Below are 18,372 nucleotides of genomic sequence, written 5' to 3' on the forward strand. Positions count from 1 at the left end.
AGTCATCCGTCAGCTTCTGCATCCGGATCATGTCGCCGTTGTTCACGGTCGCGATTGTCAGCGTTTCGGCCGAAGCCATGCCGGCAAACGCCAGTGCTGAGCAGGCGCCCAGCAGAAAAGTTCTCAATGTCATATCTTCCTCCCAGAAGATGGGTGTGAGCATTCGCTTCGCTCATGGGCAATTACTCAACAAATGATACAGAATGTCAATCGGCAATCGTTGCTGCGGTGCCGAAGGAGGAAGCTATCCCATTGATTTAAAACAAGTGTTTTTTGCTCAATTCCTGAGCAAAAACTCAGCCGTCTCTTCGTCGGTAATCAGCGCGTTGATTTGCTGGCCGACAACCGCGGCCCGGATCGCCTTAAACTTGCGCTTGCCCTTGGCCAGACCGATGACCATCGACGCGTCGCGGGACGGGATCGGCGCCGACGCGACGCGTTCGTTGATCGGGTTGTCGAGCAACCTGCCATCGACGTCAAAGATCCAGCCGCAGATCTCGCCGACGGCGCCGCCGCGCATCAGCTCCATCATCTCGTCCTTCTCGAGGAAACCGTCGACGCAGAGCGGCCCGTCGATACCGAGTTCGCCGATGCCGACGAAGGTGACGTCGGCCTGCGCGCTCATATCGAGCGTCGAGCGCACCAGTTGCTGGCCGTGCAGCAGCTCCCGCTCTTCCGCCGAGGTGACGAGCACCGGCAGCGGCATCGGATAGTGCCGCGCCTTCACCGCATCGGCCATGCTGAAGATGACGTTGTAATAGGCGGCCGATCCGTCGGGGGCGATATTGCCGGTCAGTGAGACGATGCGGTGATTGGGACATTCGATCGCCGGCAGCTGGTCGACAGCCGCCTTCAGCGTACGGCCGGTACCGACGGCAAGCACGATCGGCTCGGCCCGTTTCAGCCATCGTTCGATCTCGGCCGCCGCCGCCTCGGCAATACCGACGGTCGCCGACGACCCGGAATCGCTCGGCACCACCTCCACATGTTTCAGCCCGAATTTCCGCCGCAGCTGGCTGGCGAGCTCCAGGCAGGCGGCGATCGGATGATCGAGCCGCACCTTGATCAGACGCTCGGCGACCGCCAGCGACACCAACCGCTGCGCCGATTGCCGCGAGATGCCCATCGCGGCGGCGATTTCATCCTGCGTGCGCCCGGCGACGTAATAGAGCCAGCCGGCACGTGCCGCATCGTCGAGGCGTGCCGCGGTCTCGGATCTTTTTGCCATTGAATGCCTACCACGCAAAGTGAGCCGGCGTGCCGCCGCCGAACATGATTTGAAATTGTATCGCGCCAGATCAAAACAAAAATCAGGCAAATGTCGAGCCTGTTGCAAAGAGCTCCGCCAAATAACCGACGCTGCTTAGGCAAACCATTGCATGACGAGATAGATCGCCGCCTTCACCAGGCCGTAAATCACGCCGCCGGCAACGACCAGCGACACGGCCGTCATGATGAAGCCGATCAGCGCAAAGAGCCCGTCGCGGCCCAGTATGCCGAAAGCGAAGACCGAGATCGTGATTGCCGGCAGCATGTTGCCGAGCGGCACCGGCAGCAACAGCACGATCGACAGCAGCAGGCATGCGGCCCCGGCGAGATATTCCGCCGGCGGCTCGGCGAAGATCGCCAACCTCGGCTTCAGCATCCGCTCCGCCCAGGCGAGCCAGCGATGGATGCGGCCGACAATGGTTTCGAAATCCTCCCGCCGCATCGAACGGTCGGCAATCACCCTCGGCAGCCAGGGCTTCAGCCCGAAGGTCAACTGTACCGCCAGGAAGACCAACGGCGCGCCGAGCACGGCCGACGTTCCGGGCGGCGTCGGAAAAGCGTTCGGCAGCGCGAAGATCAGCATCAACGCGCTGATCGCCCGGTCGCCCATCGTCTGGAACAGATCGCCGATCGAAATCCGCTCCCGACTCCGGTCGGCGGCCAGCTGCCGCAGGATGGATGAAAGGCGACGGCCTTTGGGACGGGGTGGACGGGGTCTTCTGCGTCTGTGGGAATCGGCGTTTTCGATGGTCATGATACCAGTGAGTGATGGACGTGCGGGCTCGGATTGTGGCCACGCAATATGCCAATTGAATGACTTGCGGAACCGAATAGCGATTGAGGCCGCGAGCGCATGGCAGACCGGCGAATGAAGGCTTGTAATTCCCCGCCAACAGTGCGAGCAGACAGCACAGACCAGAGAAACGGCAGGGTGGCAATGATCATCTCATTCGACATCGGCGGCTCCGCCATAAAGGGTGGCGTTGCCCGTTCCGAGACGGACATCGTCCCCCTCGGCCGGCGCCCGACGCCGAAGGATGATTTCGCCGCTTTCGTCGACACCCTGCGTGCCATCATCGCCGAAACCGGCGAAGAGCCGAGCCGTATTGCGCTTTCCATCGCCGGCGTGGTCGATCCCGACACGCAGCGGCTGATCTGCGCCAACATTCCCTGCATCCATGGCCGCACGCTGGCCGCCGATCTCGAAGCCGAACTCCGTCTGCCGGCACTGATCGCCAATGACGCCGATTGCTTCGCCATGGCCGAGGCCGGCCTCGGCGCCGGTCGCGGCCATCGCATCGTCTTCGGCGCCATACTCGGCACCGGCGTCGGCGGCGGCCTGATTGCCGATGGCCGCCTCGTCAATGAGGCCGGCGGTTTTGCCGGCGAATGGGGTCACGGGCCGATCATCGCCTCGGCAGCCGGCAATCCGCCTGCCGCCATTCCCGCCTATGCCTGCGGCTGCGGCCAGAAAGGCTGCGTCGACACCGTCGGCGGCGCCCGTGGCCTGGAGCGCCTGCACAAGACGCTGCATGATCTCGACCTTTCGAGCGAAGAGATCATCGCTCAATGGCAGCGTGGCGAGGAGAAGGCGACACGGACGATCGACGTCTATGTCGATCTCGTCGCCTCGCCCCTGGCGCTGACGATCAACATCACCGGCGCGACCATCGTGCCCGTCGGCGGCGGCCTGTCCAATGTCGAGCCGCTGCTTGCTGAACTCGACCACGCCGTGCGCGCCCGCATCCTGCGCAAGTTCGACCGGCCGCTGGTGGTGCGCAGCCAATGCCGCATCGAACCCGGCCTGATCGGCGCAGCGCTGCTCGGGCTGAAAGCCGAAGCATTGCTTCCTAAAGCATAGGCCACATCCGCACGATCGCTGCGAACCTGTCCCAATCCTTCCGGTCCGAGGGTGTCCATGCGGCCTCGGCGACGGCTGGAAGACGCGGAAAGACCAGCCGGTTGAAATAGGCGCGAGAGAGAAAGTTTTCAGTCCAGATGCAAGCGTGGATGCCGCGCATCTTCTCCTGCAGCGCCTGCGGCAGTTCGCCCTCGGCTTCGTAAGCATAGGTATGTTCCGGGGCCGAATAGCCTGCCCATGCCGCGCCGGGCTCCGCCCAGGCTTCGGCCTGCGCCATGTCGAGATAATAGGCCTGTCCCGGCGTCATCACCACGTCGTAGCCTTGCTGCGCCAGCTCGACGCCGACGGCAGGCTTTTCCCACGCCATCAGCAGCGTGCCGTCGCGATCGACACCGCCGCCATGCGAGACCTCGTTCCAGCCGGCGAGCTTCCTGCCGCGCTCCGACAGCATCATCTTGATGCGTTTCAGGAAATAAGACTGCAGCTCGGCGGTGCCGGCAAGCTTCTCCCGCTTCATCAGTGCCTGACAGAGTGGCGAGCAAAGCCAGGCGCCCTGCGCTACCTCGTCGCCGCCGATGTGGATATATTCGCTCGGAAACAGCGTCACGACTTCGTCGAATACCTTGCCGAGAAATTCATAGGTGAATTCGACCGCCGGATTGAGCGCATTGTTGGCGTAACCCTGCACTGCGTGATAGCTGTCCGGCGCTTCCTGCCCGTCGACGAGCTGGGCAGCGAGAACAAGGCTGCGGTGTTGTGGCCTGGAATGTCGATTTCCGGCACGACCGCGACACCGAGCGAGGCGGCATGCGCAACGATCCGCCTTATATCATCCTGCGTGTAATGGCCGGCGCGTGTTTCCGCCCCGTCGCCGAGCTGTGGCACGAGGACCTCGTCCGGCCCGCGCCGCGCGCCGATCTCCGTCAGCGCTGGATAGGCCTTGATCTCCAGCCGCCAGGCTTCGTCGTCGGTCAGGTGCCAATGAAAGATATTGAGCTTGTTCCAGGCGAGGATATCGATCAGCCGCAGGATGTCGGCGACCGGATAGAACTGCCGGGACACATCGAGATGGCAGCCGCGCCAGTCATAACGCGGCTGGTCGGCGATCGTGCCGAAGTTGGGGAATTTAAATCGTTCGCCATCGGCGCAGGCGCCATGCAGCAGCTGCGCCAGGCTGATGAGGCCGTAGCGCCGCCCCGCGTCATCCGCGCTCGAAAGCACGATCTCATGCGCGGTGAAACGCAGCTCGTAGGCGAAGGCAGCGATCGACGATTCGGCGACGAAACGAATGCGCCGCCCGCCTTCGACGGCACTCAGCGAAAACGGCGCGTCTTCGGCTGAGTAGAGGCGCTGGTAGAGAGAAAGAACCTGGGAGAGGGCCTCGATCGCATCAGGCGGCGTCCTCTCGGCCGGATAGAGGGTGGCGGGCAAGTCACCCGCCTTCAGCCCGAGCGACAGCGGCCAGGGGAGCAGCGCGTAGGGTTCGTCGGCTTTGCCCGGCGGCAAGAGCGGCGGCGACACACCGCCATCCCGGCCTTCAAGCATCAGATCGCCGAAATCGACCGGAAGGTGACGGCCGTCGGCAAGCGTCAGATAAGCAGATTTGACGCCAGCCGTGACATGTTTCGGCTCTCGGCTCAGCCCCTCGACAGTGAACCGCCAGCGCCCGCCCGGCGGTACACTCAGCCCCTCAGGCGGCAGGAACTCATGAAAATGCGCAACCTGCCGCTTGAGGCTGGCGCCAGCGCAGACATGTTTGCCGGCAACCCGCGTCTCGGACGTATAGCAGAGCAAGAAGCCGGACAACGGCTCGGCAGAAAGATTGTGGAGCGTGAAGGTCAAGCGCCCGAAACTGCCTTCGACCGGGCGCCAGCTTGTCTCCAGACTATAATCGGCCATGTCGCGCCCTCCCCGTCAACGAACGGCCGGGATCACGGCTGGTCTTCCGGCAGTCCTTCGCAGCTTAGCCTGTTCGGGACTTCAATGGAATCGGCGCGAACTCAGACGGGGCGGACTTTGACGAAGACCTGTCGTCGGCAAAGGAAAGCGGCGCGGCTTTCGCCGCGCCGTCCTCACTCTGCTGCCAACGCCGGCGGATGTCTGTCATCCGCCTCTTCCTGGATGGCGTCGGCATCCCGACCTGGTTCGTCCCTTGCCTTCGGCTCCCGGCCGAAGAAGAGAGCGTAGCCGGCGGGCAGAACCAGAATTGTCAGCACTGTCGCAACCAGGATGCCGCCCATCATTGCGTAGGCGAGCGGACCCCAGAAGACGCCGCGCGAGATTGGGATCAGCGCCAGGACGGCGGTCAGCGCCGTCAGCATGATCGGCCGGAAACGCCGCACGGCAGCCCCGACGATCGCCTCCTGCCGGTGCATGCCGGCCTTGATGTCCTGGTCGATCTGATCGACCAGGATGATCGAATTGCGCATGATGATGCCGAGCAGGGCGATGACGCCGAGGATCGCCACGAAGCCGAAAGGAGCGCCGCTGATCAGCAGGGCGGCGGCCGCACCGATGATGCCGAGCGGCCCGGTGGCGAGCACCAGCATCGCCTTGCCGAAATGCTGCAGCTGCACCATCAGCAGTACGATGATCACCGCAAGCATGATCGGCGCCTTGGCGGCGATCGACATCTGGCTTTCCGCCGCGTCCTCGGCGCCGCCCTGGATTTCGACCTTGTAGCCGGCAGGCAGGCTGTCGCGCATGTCCTTCATGTCGGCATACATTTTCATCACCACGTCGTTCGGCTGCACCCCATCCGGCAGCGTCGCCCGCACGGTGATGGTCGGCAGCCTGTCGCGCCGCCATTCGATGCCCTGCTCCATAACCGGCACGACCTTGGCAAGCTGCGAGACCGGCACGAAACCGCCGAAATCCGTCGGCACATAGACCGAGTTGACCGCCGACAGCAGAGAACGGCTGGCGTCCGGCTCGCGGGCAACGATCGAGACCGTCTCCTCGCCGTCACGGAAATCGTCGAGGGCGGCACCCGACATGGCGGTCTGCAGCATCTGGCGCACGCGCTGCGAGGTGACGCCGAGCGCCCGGGCCCGGTCCTGGTCGATCACCAGCTTCATTGCCGGCACCTGTTCCAGCCAGTCGTCGTGGATGGCGCCGAGCATGGGGTTGGCCTGAAAGCGCGCCTTCACCTGATCGGCGATTGCCCGCACTTCTTGGCGGTCGGGCCCCATGACCCGCATCTGCACCGGCCAGCCTGTGGGCGGGCCAAGGAAGAGCCGATCGACCTTGCCGCGAATCTCCGGGAAATCTTCCGCAAGGATCGTCCGCAGCTTGACGATCAGCCGCTCGCGCGCCGGTTCGTCATTGGCCATGACGAGGAGCTGGGCGAAGTTCGGATTGCGCAACTGCTGGTCGAGCGGCAGGAAGAAGCGCGGCGCACCTTCGCCGATATAGGTGGCGATGAACCGCTTGTCAGGATCATCCATCATCTTCGCTTCCAGCGCCTTGGCCTGGACCTCGACCTCCTTGATGCTGGTGCCCTCGGGCAGCCAGAGATCGACGAGGATTTCCGGCCGCGACGATTGCGGGAAGAAATTCTGTGGAATGAACTGGAAGGCCCAGAGGCTGGTGGCAAAGGTGCCGAGCGTCAAGAGCAGCACGATAACCCGATGGCGTACCGCCCAGCCGACCGTGCCGCGCAGACGCCGATAGAAGCGCGTGTCGAAGGCGTCGTGATGCTCGCCGGCGTGATGGCGCTGCTTGAGGATCATATAGCCGAGCCACGGCGTGAAATAGACCGCGACGAACCAGGAGGTGACGAGCGCGATGCCGACGACATAAAACAGCGAACGCACATATTCACCGGCCGTCGATGCCGCGAAGCCGACGGGTATGAAGCCGGCCGTGGTGATCAGCGTGCCCGTCAGCATCGGGAAGGCGGTCGAGGAATAGGCGAAGCTTGCAGCTTCGATCTTGACCAGCCCCTCCTCCAGCTTTCGCTCCATCATCTCGACGACGATCATCGCATCATCGACGAGCAGGCCGAGCGCGATGATCAGCGCTCCGAGCGAAATGCGCTGCAGGTCGATGCCGAGTTCGTACATCAGCGCGAATGTGGCGGCGAGCACCAGTGGAATGGCGATGGCGATGACCAGGCCCGAGCGCCAGCCGATCGACAGGAACGAGACCACCAGCACAATGACCAGGGCTTCGCCGAGCGCATGCATGAATTCGCTGACCGCATCCGTCACCACGTCGGGCTGATTGGCAATCTGATCGACGGCAACGCCATAAGGCAGCGCCTCCTCGAAGCGCTGATAGGTCGCCTCGACGCCCTTGCCGACGTCGGTGACGTTGAAGCCCTTGGCCATCACGACGCCGACCTGAACGCTGTCATGGCCGTTGAAACGATACTTGCGCTGATAGGGATCTTCGAGCCCGGAACTGACGGTGGCGATATCGCCGAGCCGCGTCACCTGGCCGCCGGCGCGAAGGCGCAACTCGCGGATATCCTCCGCCTTCTTCACGTCGCCTTCGACGGAAATGCGCACTGAGCGCAGGCCGGTATCGACGGAACCTGCCGGATCGACATTGTTCTGGCCCTTGATGGCGTTCTGCAGATCGAGGATCGTCAGGCCTCGCTCGGCAAGCGCTTTGGACGAGACGTCGATATAGATCTTCTCAGGCTGGTCGCCGATGATCACCGCCTTCTCGACACCAGGTGTCGTCAGCAGCATGTCGCGCGCCTGGATCGCGAATTTCTTCAGTTCCGGATAGGAATAGCCCTCGCCGCTGATCGAATGCAGCGTGATGAAAGTATCGCCGAACTCGTCGTTGAAATAGGGGCCGAGCAGGCCCTGCGGCAGCTCGCTGGAGATGTCGCCGACCTTCTTGCGCGCCTGGTAGAAGGCATCTGCCACGTCCTTCGAATTCGTGTCGCCCTTGACCTGCAGGGTGATGATCGCACTGCCGGCCCGCGTATAGGACTTCACCCAGTCGATATGCGGCGTTTCCTGCAGCTTGCGCTCGATCTTGTTGACGACCTGGTCTTCCATCTCCTGGATGGAAGCGCCCGGCCAGATCGCCTGAACAACCATGACGCGGAAGGTGAATTCGGGATCCTCGCGCTGGCCCATGCGCATCAGACCGAGCACTCCGGTGATGATGATCAGCCCGAAGAGGAAGCGGGCTATGCTCGGATGGCCGATCGCCCAGCGAGACAGATTGAAGGGCCGCTTTTCGGTGGTGTTGGCGTCCATGGTTTTATTCCCTTTTGCGACGCGATCAGCGGACGGTCTGTTCCGTATCGGCGAGCGCCGACTGCTGGTCCGGCACCTTCACCTTCAGATTTTCGGTCATGAACTGCGTGCCGGCCGCGACGACGAGATCGCCGGTATCGAGGCCTTCGGTTACATGCACGCCGTCGCCGGTGAAATCGGCGACCTGGATGTCGCGGCCATGCACGGTCGCCGTATCGCGGTCGACGGTCCAGACCATCTGCTTGCCGTCTTTCTCAGCCAGTGCGCTGAGTGGGATGGAGACATAGCTGTTGCCGTTATCGACATCGGCCTCGATCGTCGCCGTCATGCCGAGCAGCACGCGCGGATCGTTCGGCAGGCTGACCCGCACCGCGAAAGTGCGCGACTGCTGGTCGGCGCTCCCGGAAACCTCGCGCACCTTGCCGTCGAGCAGCAGCTTTTTATCGGCCCAGAAGCTTGTCTTGACGGTCTTGCCCGGCTTGAATTCGGCAATGTCGTTTTCCGGAATCGCGATCTGCACTTCCTTCTCGCCGTCGACGGCAACGGTGACGACGGCCGTGCCGGAGCCGACGACCTGACCGGTATCGGCATTGATTGATGTGACGATGCCGTTCTGGCCGGCCTTGAGCTCGGTGTAGCTCACCTGGTTCTTCGCCTGGTCAAGTGCGGAGAGCGCGGCATCGCGCTGCGAAATCGCCTGGTCGTGGCTGAGGGCGGCCTGCTCGAGCTGCGATTTCGGAGCGACGCTCTTGTCGAAAAGCTGCTCGGCGCGTTTATTGGCAAGATCGGCGGTTTCGACGCTTCTTTCGGCCGCGGCGAGATTGGCTTCCGCCGTCTTGACCGCCAGCTGGTAATCAGTGGCGTCGACACGGGCGAGAACGTCACCCGGCATCACCCGGTCGCCGATATCGACGAGGCGCTCTGTGATCTTGCCGGCGACGCGAAACCCGAGGTTCATCTCCGTGCGCGCCTTGACCGAGCCGGAATAGTCGAGCTTGCGGGTATCGCCGGCCTTGGCGATCTCGACGACCTTTACCGGCCGGATGACTTGCTTGACCTCAGCCTTCTCTTCCGAGCAGGCGGAAACGCCGATGCCGATGGCGCCGACAAACACGAGGCGGGCGACGGACGGCATGCGATGGCTGAGGGTCTTGAGCGAAAACATCTTCCGCACTCCTGGATCGTTTCGGGGGTCTTGGCGGCGGCTGCCGCCCGTTATTTCTTCAGCGCCCTGATCACGTAGTCGATCAGTTCGTCGACACTCGCGCGGTTGGTTTTGGCAAGACATTGCGCCACCATCTGCGGATGGCAGAGATTGATCGTCGCCGCGCCGAAGCAACGTGACGCGACGACCGGGTCCTGCTCGGCGAACTCGCCCGCAGCAATCCCCTCGGCAATTATTTCGGCAATCAGATCATGGACGCGGTCGATATGTTTCTCGATGACATGCCAGTCGCGCTCGATCGCGACGATGATCATCTCGTGGACCTTCATTTCGTCGAGCATCAGATCGAGCGTCAACTGATGCTGGGTCTCGACATAGCGGCGCAGCCGCTCGCTGGCGCTGATCGGCTGATGGCGGATGTCGTAGGCGATTTGATAGGCGGTGGCGAGCATGCGGCCGCAGAGCGCCTGGTGGATTTCCACCTTGGAGGCAAAGAAACGATAGATATTGGCCGGCGACATGCCGAGATCGCGGGCAATGTCGGCCACCGTCGTCTTGCTGTAGCCATAGTGACGAAACAGCCGCTCGGCCGCATCAAGAATGCGGGTGACATTCTCCTGCCGGATGACGTCGAGCGTATTTTCCGTGATGTCGTCCATGGTTTTGATGCCCGAATTACGACTGACGATTTTTGAATTTCGTCAGTCGTAAAATATCAGGCATCATTTGTCAATACTCCGCCGAGGAGCGGGCGTCGTCAATCGATGGACGGTCAGGGTTTAGAGAGAGATGATGAACACCCGGTAAAATGGAAAGTGCCGCGGCTCGGAAGCACGCGGCACATCGTCGGCGGCAGGATATCAGCTCAGCTTGACGTCGAGCGTGATCGGAACGGCGGCGAGCGCCTTGGAGATCGGGCAGCCGGCCTTTGCCTTGTTGGCAAGTTCGGTGAAGGTCGCCTCATCGGCGCCGGGAATACGGCCGGTGAGCGAAAGATGGATGGCGGTGATGGCAAAGCCGCCCTCGACGCTTTCGAGCGTTACCTTGGCGGATGTTTCCATATGCTCGGCCGTAAAGCCGGCTTCCCCGAGGATCAACGACAGCGCCATGGTGAAGCAGCCGGCATGGGCAGCACCGATCAGCTCTTCCGGGTTGGTGCCGGCAATGCCTTCGAAGCGGCTGGCAAAGCCGTAGGGATAGTCCTTCAGGGCGCCGCTCTGCGTCGAGATCAGGCCTTTGCCGTCTTTGAGGCCACCGGTCCAATGGGCCGAAGCCGTACGATTGATCTGCATGCCGTCCTCCTGTTTCGATTGTGCTTCGAGCAAGCGGCAGGGCGCCGCTCCATGCCTTCGGGAGTTCTGAGAGCCTCCCCGATGGACAATATAATGCTCTATCTTGAGAAGACGACAGGCCTGTAAAAATCAGCAGCGGCCGAAGCGTTTTCAGGCCGGATGCTGCAGCACGCCGAGACCGCCGTCGATCGTCAGGCAGGTGGCGTTCATGAACGGGCACTCGTCGGAGATCATGAAAACGGCAGCCATGGCGATCTCCTCAGGCGTGGCGATGCGCCCGCCGGGATGTAGCTTCATCGTCTCGGCTTTGGCCGCCTCCGGATCGGCAAAGCCGTTCCAGTAGTCGATCACTTTCTGCGTCGAGACATAGCCCGGCGCCAGCGCATTCACCCGGATGTTGTGGGCCGCATATTCGAGACCCAGGGATTTCGTCATTCCCAGCAGCGCGTGTTTTGCCAGCGGATAGGGAAATGTGTGCGGGATGATGGTGAAAGCATGCGTCGAAGCGATATTGAGGATGACGCCGCCGCCCTGTTCGATGAGGCCAGGCAGCACCGCCTTGCAGCAGTTCCACGCACCCTTGAGGTTGATGTCGAAGCAGCGGTTCCACAGCTCGTCGGTCGTCTCGAGTGGTTCGGCGAAGACATTGACGCCGGCATTGTTGACCAGCGCGTTCAACTGCCCGATCTCTTCGTTCGCCTGAGCGACCAACGTCGTGATCGTTCCCGCATCGGTAATGTCGGCCGGCAGATAGCCGAGCCGGCCACCAATGCTTTGGAGCTCTTTCGCTGACTTCGCCAGCAGTGCGGCGTCGCGATCGACGAGAAAGACGGCCGCATCCTCCCTCAAGAAGGCCTTCGCCATCGCAAGACCGATGCCCTGCGCGGCGCCAGTTATCAGAATGTGCTTGCCCTGCAGCCGGCCGCCCATCTATCTCCCCTCCGATTGTGCCGGCAGCGCCGCCATCAGGATCGTCACCGAGCCGGCAAGGATTTCGCCGGGCGCAAGCGGCATGAGCCCGCCGAAATCAGGCAGATGGTGGCCATTCGGCAGGTGGCTCATCGGCTCGAGGCAGAAGAAGTCGTTCCGGTCGACCGGCATATAGAGCATGAAGCGATCGAGCGCGCCGTCGGCTTCCAGCGCCGCCTGAAATCCAAGGTCCGGCCAGGCGATGGCGGCCCGCCCGTTCCAGCCCTCGAAGGCATTGTTCATCCATCTCTGCGGCAAGAGCTTTTCCGATCTGAAATCGAAATAGTCGGGCACAGGAGCGGGCACATCAGGCAGGTGGTCCGGCCGCTCGCTCCAGTAGCGATCGGCCGCAATCGTGAGCCGCGTCTTCGGCGTCCGTACGAAGAAAGGGTGTTGACCGAGCCCGAAGGGAAGCGCCGCCTCGCCGCGGTTTTCGACGGAGAGCGCCAGTATCAGCGCATCGCCAGCGACCCGAACCTCCTGCCGGGTGAGATAGGCGTAGGGTGAAACCCTGTCGGCGGCCCGGGAAAAGACGAATTGCGCATATTCTGAACTGCAGTCTTCAACCTGCCAAAGGCCGAGCCAGCCGTCACCGTGCCGATAGAGCGGGTCTGAGGTATTCGGCTGGAAGGCGTAGTCGCGTCCGGCAAAAGACATGCTGTTGCCTTCGACGCGATTGCCGAATGGCACCATCGCAAAATTCGCCATCGCTCCGTCGGGCCCGCCGGCCGCAACGAGAAAGGGGATGCCTCGAAACGTCGCGGCGGTAACCGCGGCACCTCGGGGGCTGACCCGGACGGTGAGATCGCCGTGCCTCAGTTCGATGTCGCTTACGGTCTGCCCTTCACTCATCCGCGTCGTCCTGCAGCCGAAGATCGCAAATTGTCGAGCAGCACGGCGATCAGCAGGATCAACCCGCGCACGACATACTGATAGAATGCCTGGATATTCAGCAGATTCATAACGTTTTCGGCAATGCCCATGATCAGTACGCCGACGATGACGCCGCTCATCGCCGCCCGGCCGCCGGCCAGCGAAACGCCGCCGAGAACGCAGGCCGAAATCACCGACAGCTCAAGTCCGGTCGCCGCATTCGGCTGGCCGGAGGTGATGCGCGAGGCAAGCAGGATGCCGGCAATGCCGCAGATGAGGCCCTGCAGCGCAAAGATCCAGATGCGCGTGTTGACAACATTGACGCCGGCAAGCCGCGAGGCTTCGGGATTGCCGCCGATCGCCAGCGTGTTCTTGCCGAAGACGGTCCGGTTGAGCACGAAACCGAAGAGGATGAAAAGCATCAGCATGATCCAGATCGGCGTCGGCACCGTCAGAAAGCGCGACAGGGCCAGCTGATAAAAGGCCGGATCATTGATGCCGACGGCACGGCCATCCGAGGCGATCAGCGCCAGCCCGCGCACGATCTGCATCGTCGCAAGCGTGGTGATCAGCGCGTTGATGCGGAACCGGGCGATGACGATGCCGTTGACGAAGCCGACGACGGCGCCGCACAGCAGAGCAGCGAGCAACCCGAGAGGGATGGAGCCCGTGGCGTTCGAGACCATCACGGCGATCATGCCCGAGAAGGCGACGATCGACCCGACCGAAAGATCGAAATCGCGCGAGGCGAGGCAGAACATCATCGTGCAAGCAACGATACCGATGGTGACCACCGACTGCAGCAGCCCCAGCATGTTTCGCTCGGTCAGGAAGTTAGGCACGAAGAGCGAGACGATCACGAAGGCGGCGGCGAAGATCACCACCAAGCCCTGTTCGCCGAGAAGGATTTTTTTCAACGCATTCATCGTCCGTATTCCTGATCTTAAATGGTGCCGGCGGCATTCTTGTCGGGCAGTGCTGCCGTCAGGATGGCGCGCTCGTCGAAATCCTGCCGGGCGACATTGGCCGCCACCCTGCCCTGGCACATCACCATGATGCGATCGCAGATGCCCATGACCTCGGGCAATTCGCTTGATATCACCACGATCGCCATGCCGCCGGCCGCAAGTTCGTAAAGGATCTCGTAAATTTCCGATTTCGCCCCGACGTCGATTCCGCGCGTCGGCTCGTCTATGACCAGGACCTTGATCCCCTGCTCGGAAAGCCAGCGGCCGAGAATAACCTTCTGCTGGTTGCCGCCGGAGAGATTGATGATGTCCTGCTTGCGCGACGGGGTTCGCACCCGAAGCCGGGCGATAAACCGATCGGCCAGCGCCGCCTCTTTTCTCGGACTCAAAATGCCGAGGGGCGAGAAGTGCCGGCGCGACGAAATCGCGATATTCTCTTCGATCGACCGGCCCTGGACGATGCCGTCGAATTTGCGGTCCTCCGGGCAGAGCACCATGCCGGCCTTGATCGCCGCCTTCGGACTGTTCGGCAAGACGACAACGCCGTCGATGGCGACCTGGCCTTGATGCCTGGCATCCACGCCGTAGAGCAGCCGCGCCATCTCGCTGCGACCGGCGCCGATCAGGCCGAAGAAGCCGAGAATCTCACCCCGGCGGACGGAAAAACCGATCGGGTTGCGCAGCTTCGGTCCCGACAGCCCCTTGACCTCCAGCCTGATGTCGCCGAGCGGACGTTCGCGCCATCCCCAGACATTGCTGATCTCGCGCCCGACCATTTCCGAGATGATCTGCTCCCGCGTCGTCTCGGTGATATCGGAATGGTGGGCGGCAAGCCTGCCGTCGCGAAGCACCGTGAGGCTGTCGCAAAGCCGAAAAATCTCGTCGAGACGATGCGAGACGTAGAGAATGACCGTTCCCTTCGCCTTCAGCCTGTCGATGAGGGAAAACAGGATTTCGCTCTCGCGCGAGGAGAGCGAGGAGGTCGGCTCGTCAAGCGCAATCACCCGCGCGTCTAGCATGACCGCCTTGGCGATCTCGACCATCTGCCGCGCGCCGATCGAAAGCGAGGCGACCTTGGCCGACGGATCGACATCGATGCCGATTTCCTCGAGCTTCGTCCGCACCGTCTCGATCAGCCGTGTCGAATGGATGACGCCGCCCTTGGCGGGAAAGCGCCCAAGCCAGAGATTCTCGGCGACCGTCAGCTCCGGAACAAGCTGCAGTTCCTGATGGATGACGACGATGCCGGCATGAAAAGCGTCACGCACGGATCCGTATTTCTGCTCCTCGCCATCGATCAGGATGCGGCCGTTATCGGCAGCCTGATCGCCGGACAGAACGCGGATCAGCGTCGATTTGCCGGCGCCGTTCTCGCCCATCAGGCCATGCACCGCGCCCTTCTCGACGGAGAAGGAAACATCCGCCAGCGCCTGCACGCCGGGATAGCCCTTGGAGATATGGTTGAATTCGAGGAAAGCCATCACCGCTCCACCGAGAGGATCCGGCGGCACGCTGAGCGGCCGCCGCCTATATCATCCTGGAAGGATTACTCGATGCCTAGATCCTTGCGGACCTTGTCGTAATCGCCGCGCAGCGCCAGCGAACCGGAGGTCAGCGTCAGCTTTTCCGGCGCCTTGTCGTTGGCGATCCAGTCGTACATGTTGAGCGCCGTCTCGTAGCCGTGGCGCTTCGGCGAGATGATGACGGTGCCGAAGAAGCCAGTCGCCGCCGGCTTCTTGAACTCGTTGATCGCCGATTCCGCGCCGCCGATGCCGACACCGATGACGTTCGTCGCCGGAATGCCGACCGATTCGGATGCACGGACGGCGCCGAGGACGGCTTCATCGTTGAGGCCGAAGGCGACCCAGTATTTCACGTCGGCATGCTTGTTGAGAACGGTGGTCGCCGCGTTGAGCGCCGCTTCCGTATCCGTCTTCGCCTGAGGCGCATCAAAGATGTTTTCGGCCGGGAAGCCGGCGGACTTCAGCACCGACATCGCGCCTTCGACGCGGTCGACGGCCGTCGGCAACTGGTCATAGGAGACCCGCACGGCGCCGACATTCTTCATGTCCCAACCGCGCTTCTTGATTTCGTCTACGATCGCCTGGCCGACGGTCTCGCCGATCTTGGTGGCCGAAATGCCCATATGCGGCACCTCTTCCAGCGGCTTGCCGTCGGCGCTGACGAGGCGGTCGTCGACCGTCATCAGCTTCAGCTGGTTGGCTTCGGCCTTGGCGACGATGCCGGGGCCGAGTTTGACGTCGGGCGTGCAGATTATGAAGCCCTGCGCACCTTGGGCGCCGAGATTGTCGATCGCCGACTGGACCTTCTCGCCATCTTCGGCGCCGATCTTGACGACGGTGAAGCCTTTTTCCTTGGCGGCCTGGTCGGCGAACTTCCATTCGTCCTGGAACCACGGCTCCTCAGGTTGCTTGACAATAAACCCGATCTTCACGTCTGCGGAAAATGCCGAGCCGGCTGCCAGAATGGCGAAAGTGCCAGCCAGAATGGCTGCTTTGAACAAGCGCATGTCTCTCTCCCTAAACTCCAAAAACGAGCAGCTGCCTCCCAGGCAACGTCCAATGAATTATGATAAATCATCATACCAGTCAATTGCCAATGTATGATGATTGGAATAATAGGATTATTGACGAGATGCCGGGGAGGAAGCGTCGCAAAGCGGATCGAATTCGGATAATCAGGTTCGATTGCCTAGCACGCGAGACAGAGCGGAGAGGTGAGTTGGAAACAATCGAGCGACAGGGCGGGGCCGAAAGCCGCCGCATCGAGCGCCGCCCGCGCGTACGCCGCAACGTCACGGCGGCGATCGCTCAGGATATTTGTGCGGACCGCTATCCCGCGGGCTCGCCGCTGCCCCGCGAGAACGATCTCTGCGAGCTCTACGGCGTCAGCCGCACCGTCATTCGCGAATCGCTGAAAGTGCTGGAATCCAAAGGCCTTGTCCGTGGCAAGCCGCGCATCGGAACCACCGTCTGCGACAAGGACGATTGGAATATCTTGGACGCTGACGTGCTTGAATGGATGGGTCCCTATATCAAGGATTTCGACCTGCTCGGCTGCATTCTCGAAGCCCGCCGCACCATCGAACCGGCAGCCGCCGAATATGCTGCCGAGCGCGCCAGCGCCCAGGAGATCGCCGATCTCGACAAGGCCTGGCGGCAGATGCGTGACAGTGCCGGCGACCCGGAAAGCTTCACCGATGCCGATGTCATGTTCCATACGGTGCTGCTGACGGCTAGCCACAACCAGGTCTTCCGCCGTCTGTCGAGCGCCATTCATGCGGCGCTGAAATATGCGCTGCATGCCTCCAACATCGGCGTCGAGAATCGCGAGGATGCGGTGCTCGTTCACGGCCAGTTGGTCGAGGCCTTGCGCATGCGCGACAAGGCCGGCGCCCGCGACTGCGCCAACCGCATGCTCGATCTAGCGGTGCGCGATCTTGCCGCCGCCGAAAAAGCGATCGGCAGAACGAAATAAGCAATCCGCGGCTGGCCGCCCGTCAAAAAATCTGAAGAGAGACTGAAGAGCAGCGATGAAGATCACCAAACTCACCACCTATATCGTTCCGCCGCGCTGGCTGTTTTTGAAGATCGAGACCGACGAGGGCATCATCGGCTGGGGCGAACCGGTCGTCGAAGGCCGCGCGCTGACCGTCCAAGCCGCCGTCCACGAACTGGAAGACTATCTGATCGGCAAGGATCCCTTCTTGATCGAGGACCACTGGACGGTGATGTATCGCGGCGGCTTCTATCGCGGCGGGGCTGCCCATATGAGCGCCATCTCCGGCATCGACCAGGCGCTGTGGGACATCAAGGGCAAGGCCCTCGGTCAGCCGATCCATTCCCTGCTCGGCGGCCAGCTGCGCGACCGCATCAAGGTCTATTCCTGGATCGGCGGCGACCGTCCTGCGGATGTCGCCAACAATGCCAGGGAGGTGGTCGCCCGCGGCTTCAAGGCGATCAAGCTCAACGGCTGCGAGGAAATGCAGATCGTCGACACCAACGAGAAGGTGGAGAGGGCGGTCGAGACCATCGCCGTCATCCGCGAGGCGATCGGCCCGCATATCGGCATCGGCGTCGATTTCCACGGCCGCGTGCACAAGCCGATGGCCAAGGTTCTCGCCAAGGAACTCGAACCCTACAAGCTGATGTTCATCGAGGAGCCGGTTCTTTCGGAAAACAAGGAGGCGCTGCGCGACATCGTCAACCATACCTCAACGCCGATCGCGCTTGGCGAACGGCTCTTTTCGCGCTGGGACTTCAAGCAGGTGCTGTCGGACGGTTATGTCGACATCATCCAGCCGGATCTGTCGCATGCCGGCGGCATCACCGAATGCCGCAAGATCGCGGCGATGGCCGAAGCCTATGATGTGGCGCTGGCGCCGCATTGCCCGCTGGGGCCGATCGCACTCGCCGCCTGCCTGCAGGTCGATGCCGTCAGCTATAATGCCTTCATCCAGGAACAGAGCCTCGGCATCCATTACAATACGGGCAACGACATCCTCGACTACATCTCGAACAAGGAGGTGTTCCAATATGCCGATGGTTTCGTCTCGATCCCGCAGGGGCCCGGTCTCGGCATCGAGGTCGACGAGGCCTACGTCATCGAGCGCGCCAGGGAAGGCCACCGCTGGCGCAACCCGATCTGGCGCCATGCCGACGGCAGTTTCGCCGAATGGTAAGAAGAAAGGGTCGCGCCAGCGGCCCTTTTTTCATTCGCCGTGTAGCAAATCTGT

General features: G+C 62.2%; 16 protein-coding genes and 1 pseudogene. 3 read left to right on the top strand and 14 right to left on the bottom strand.

From position 1 onward, the window contains the following. From OS035_RS31210 to OS035_RS31220, 3 genes and pseudogenes are all read right to left on the bottom strand, one after another. Positions 1 to 133, bottom strand: a pseudogene (locus OS035_RS31210) (sugar ABC transporter substrate-binding protein); the annotation flags it as partial. Between the two features lie 144 nt (positions 134 to 277). Continuing rightward, entirely contained in the window at positions 278 to 1,228 is a 951-nt protein-coding gene (locus tag OS035_RS31215) for a sugar-binding transcriptional regulator (protein ID WP_003582447.1), read from the bottom strand. A 135-nt stretch (positions 1,229 to 1,363) separates the two neighbouring features. After that, a complete protein-coding gene (locus OS035_RS31220; RefSeq protein WP_179612313.1) occupies positions 1,364 to 1,942 on the bottom strand; it encodes an exopolysaccharide biosynthesis protein in 579 nt (192 codons plus the stop codon). A gap of 264 nt (positions 1,943 to 2,206) precedes the next feature. On the opposite strand from OS035_RS31220, the gene OS035_RS31225 reads away from it, so the two are divergent. After that, positions 2,207 to 3,130 carry an ROK family protein gene (locus OS035_RS31225; protein ID WP_097629986.1) on the top strand — a complete coding sequence of 308 codons (924 nt, stop codon included), beginning with the start codon at positions 2,207 to 2,209 and terminating at the stop codon, positions 3,128 to 3,130. Here OS035_RS31225 and OS035_RS31230 read toward each other — a convergent pair. The 11 genes from OS035_RS31230 to OS035_RS31280 form a co-directional block, all read right to left on the bottom strand. Continuing rightward, entirely contained in the window at positions 3,120 to 3,818 is a 699-nt protein-coding gene (locus OS035_RS31230) for a family 20 glycosylhydrolase (RefSeq protein WP_331814932.1), read from the bottom strand. The two genes, OS035_RS31225 and OS035_RS31230, sit on opposite strands and share 11 nt — an antisense overlap. Continuing rightward, positions 3,734 to 5,029: a family 20 glycosylhydrolase gene (locus OS035_RS31235; RefSeq protein ID WP_331814935.1), complete on the bottom strand. Its 1,296-nt coding sequence runs from the start codon at positions 5,027 to 5,029 to the stop codon at positions 3,734 to 3,736. The genes OS035_RS31230 and OS035_RS31235 overlap by 85 nt, the downstream gene beginning before the upstream one ends. Before the next feature lie 173 nt (positions 5,030 to 5,202). Then, positions 5,203 to 8,349, bottom strand: coding sequence for an efflux RND transporter permease subunit (locus OS035_RS31240; protein ID WP_097629985.1), 3,147 nt, complete (start codon positions 8,347 to 8,349; stop codon positions 5,203 to 5,205). A gap of 25 nt (positions 8,350 to 8,374) precedes the next feature. Beyond that, complete coding sequence (locus tag OS035_RS31245) at positions 8,375 to 9,514, bottom strand: efflux RND transporter periplasmic adaptor subunit (protein WP_131711857.1); 1,140 nt, start codon at positions 9,512 to 9,514, stop codon at positions 8,375 to 8,377. 50 nt (positions 9,515 to 9,564) lie between these two features. Continuing rightward, a complete protein-coding gene (locus tag OS035_RS31250; protein ID WP_097629983.1) occupies positions 9,565 to 10,173 on the bottom strand; it encodes a TetR family transcriptional regulator in 609 nt (202 codons plus the stop codon). Between the two features lie 201 nt (positions 10,174 to 10,374). Further along, positions 10,375 to 10,806 (bottom strand): OsmC family protein, encoded by a 432-nt coding sequence (locus OS035_RS31255; protein ID WP_097629982.1) that lies wholly within the window; start codon positions 10,804 to 10,806, stop codon positions 10,375 to 10,377. A 150-nt stretch (positions 10,807 to 10,956) separates the two neighbouring features. After that, entirely contained in the window at positions 10,957 to 11,736 is a 780-nt protein-coding gene (locus OS035_RS31260) for an SDR family oxidoreductase (RefSeq protein ID WP_131711856.1), read from the bottom strand. Continuing rightward, complete coding sequence (locus OS035_RS31265; protein ID WP_097629980.1) at positions 11,737 to 12,627, bottom strand: aldose 1-epimerase; 891 nt, start codon at positions 12,625 to 12,627, stop codon at positions 11,737 to 11,739. Continuing rightward, positions 12,624 to 13,574, bottom strand: coding sequence for an L-arabinose ABC transporter permease AraH (gene araH, locus OS035_RS31270; RefSeq protein WP_097629979.1), 951 nt, complete (start codon positions 13,572 to 13,574; stop codon positions 12,624 to 12,626). The genes OS035_RS31265 and araH overlap by 4 nt, the downstream gene beginning before the upstream one ends. Before the next feature lie 17 nt (positions 13,575 to 13,591). After that, the gene (araG, locus tag OS035_RS31275; protein ID WP_097629978.1) at positions 13,592 to 15,097 is read right to left on the bottom strand and encodes an L-arabinose ABC transporter ATP-binding protein AraG; all 1,506 of its coding nucleotides are present in this window, start codon (positions 15,095 to 15,097) and stop codon (positions 13,592 to 13,594) included. A gap of 65 nt (positions 15,098 to 15,162) precedes the next feature. Further along, entirely contained in the window at positions 15,163 to 16,146 is a 984-nt protein-coding gene (locus OS035_RS31280; RefSeq protein ID WP_183782433.1) for an arabinose ABC transporter substrate-binding protein, read from the bottom strand. A gap of 212 nt (positions 16,147 to 16,358) precedes the next feature. On the opposite strand from OS035_RS31280, the gene OS035_RS31285 reads away from it, so the two are divergent. Then, entirely contained in the window at positions 16,359 to 17,114 is a 756-nt protein-coding gene (locus OS035_RS31285) for a FadR/GntR family transcriptional regulator (RefSeq protein WP_097629976.1), read from the top strand. Positions 17,115 to 17,169: 55 nt separating this feature from the next. Then, the gene (gene dgoD, locus OS035_RS31290; protein WP_097629975.1) at positions 17,170 to 18,318 is read left to right on the top strand and encodes a galactonate dehydratase; all 1,149 of its coding nucleotides are present in this window, start codon (positions 17,170 to 17,172) and stop codon (positions 18,316 to 18,318) included. Positions 18,319 to 18,372 lie beyond the last annotated feature (54 nt).

Source organism: Rhizobium sp. 268 (assembly GCF_036571585.1).
Lineage (GTDB): Bacteria > Pseudomonadota > Alphaproteobacteria > Rhizobiales > Rhizobiaceae > Rhizobium > Rhizobium redzepovicii.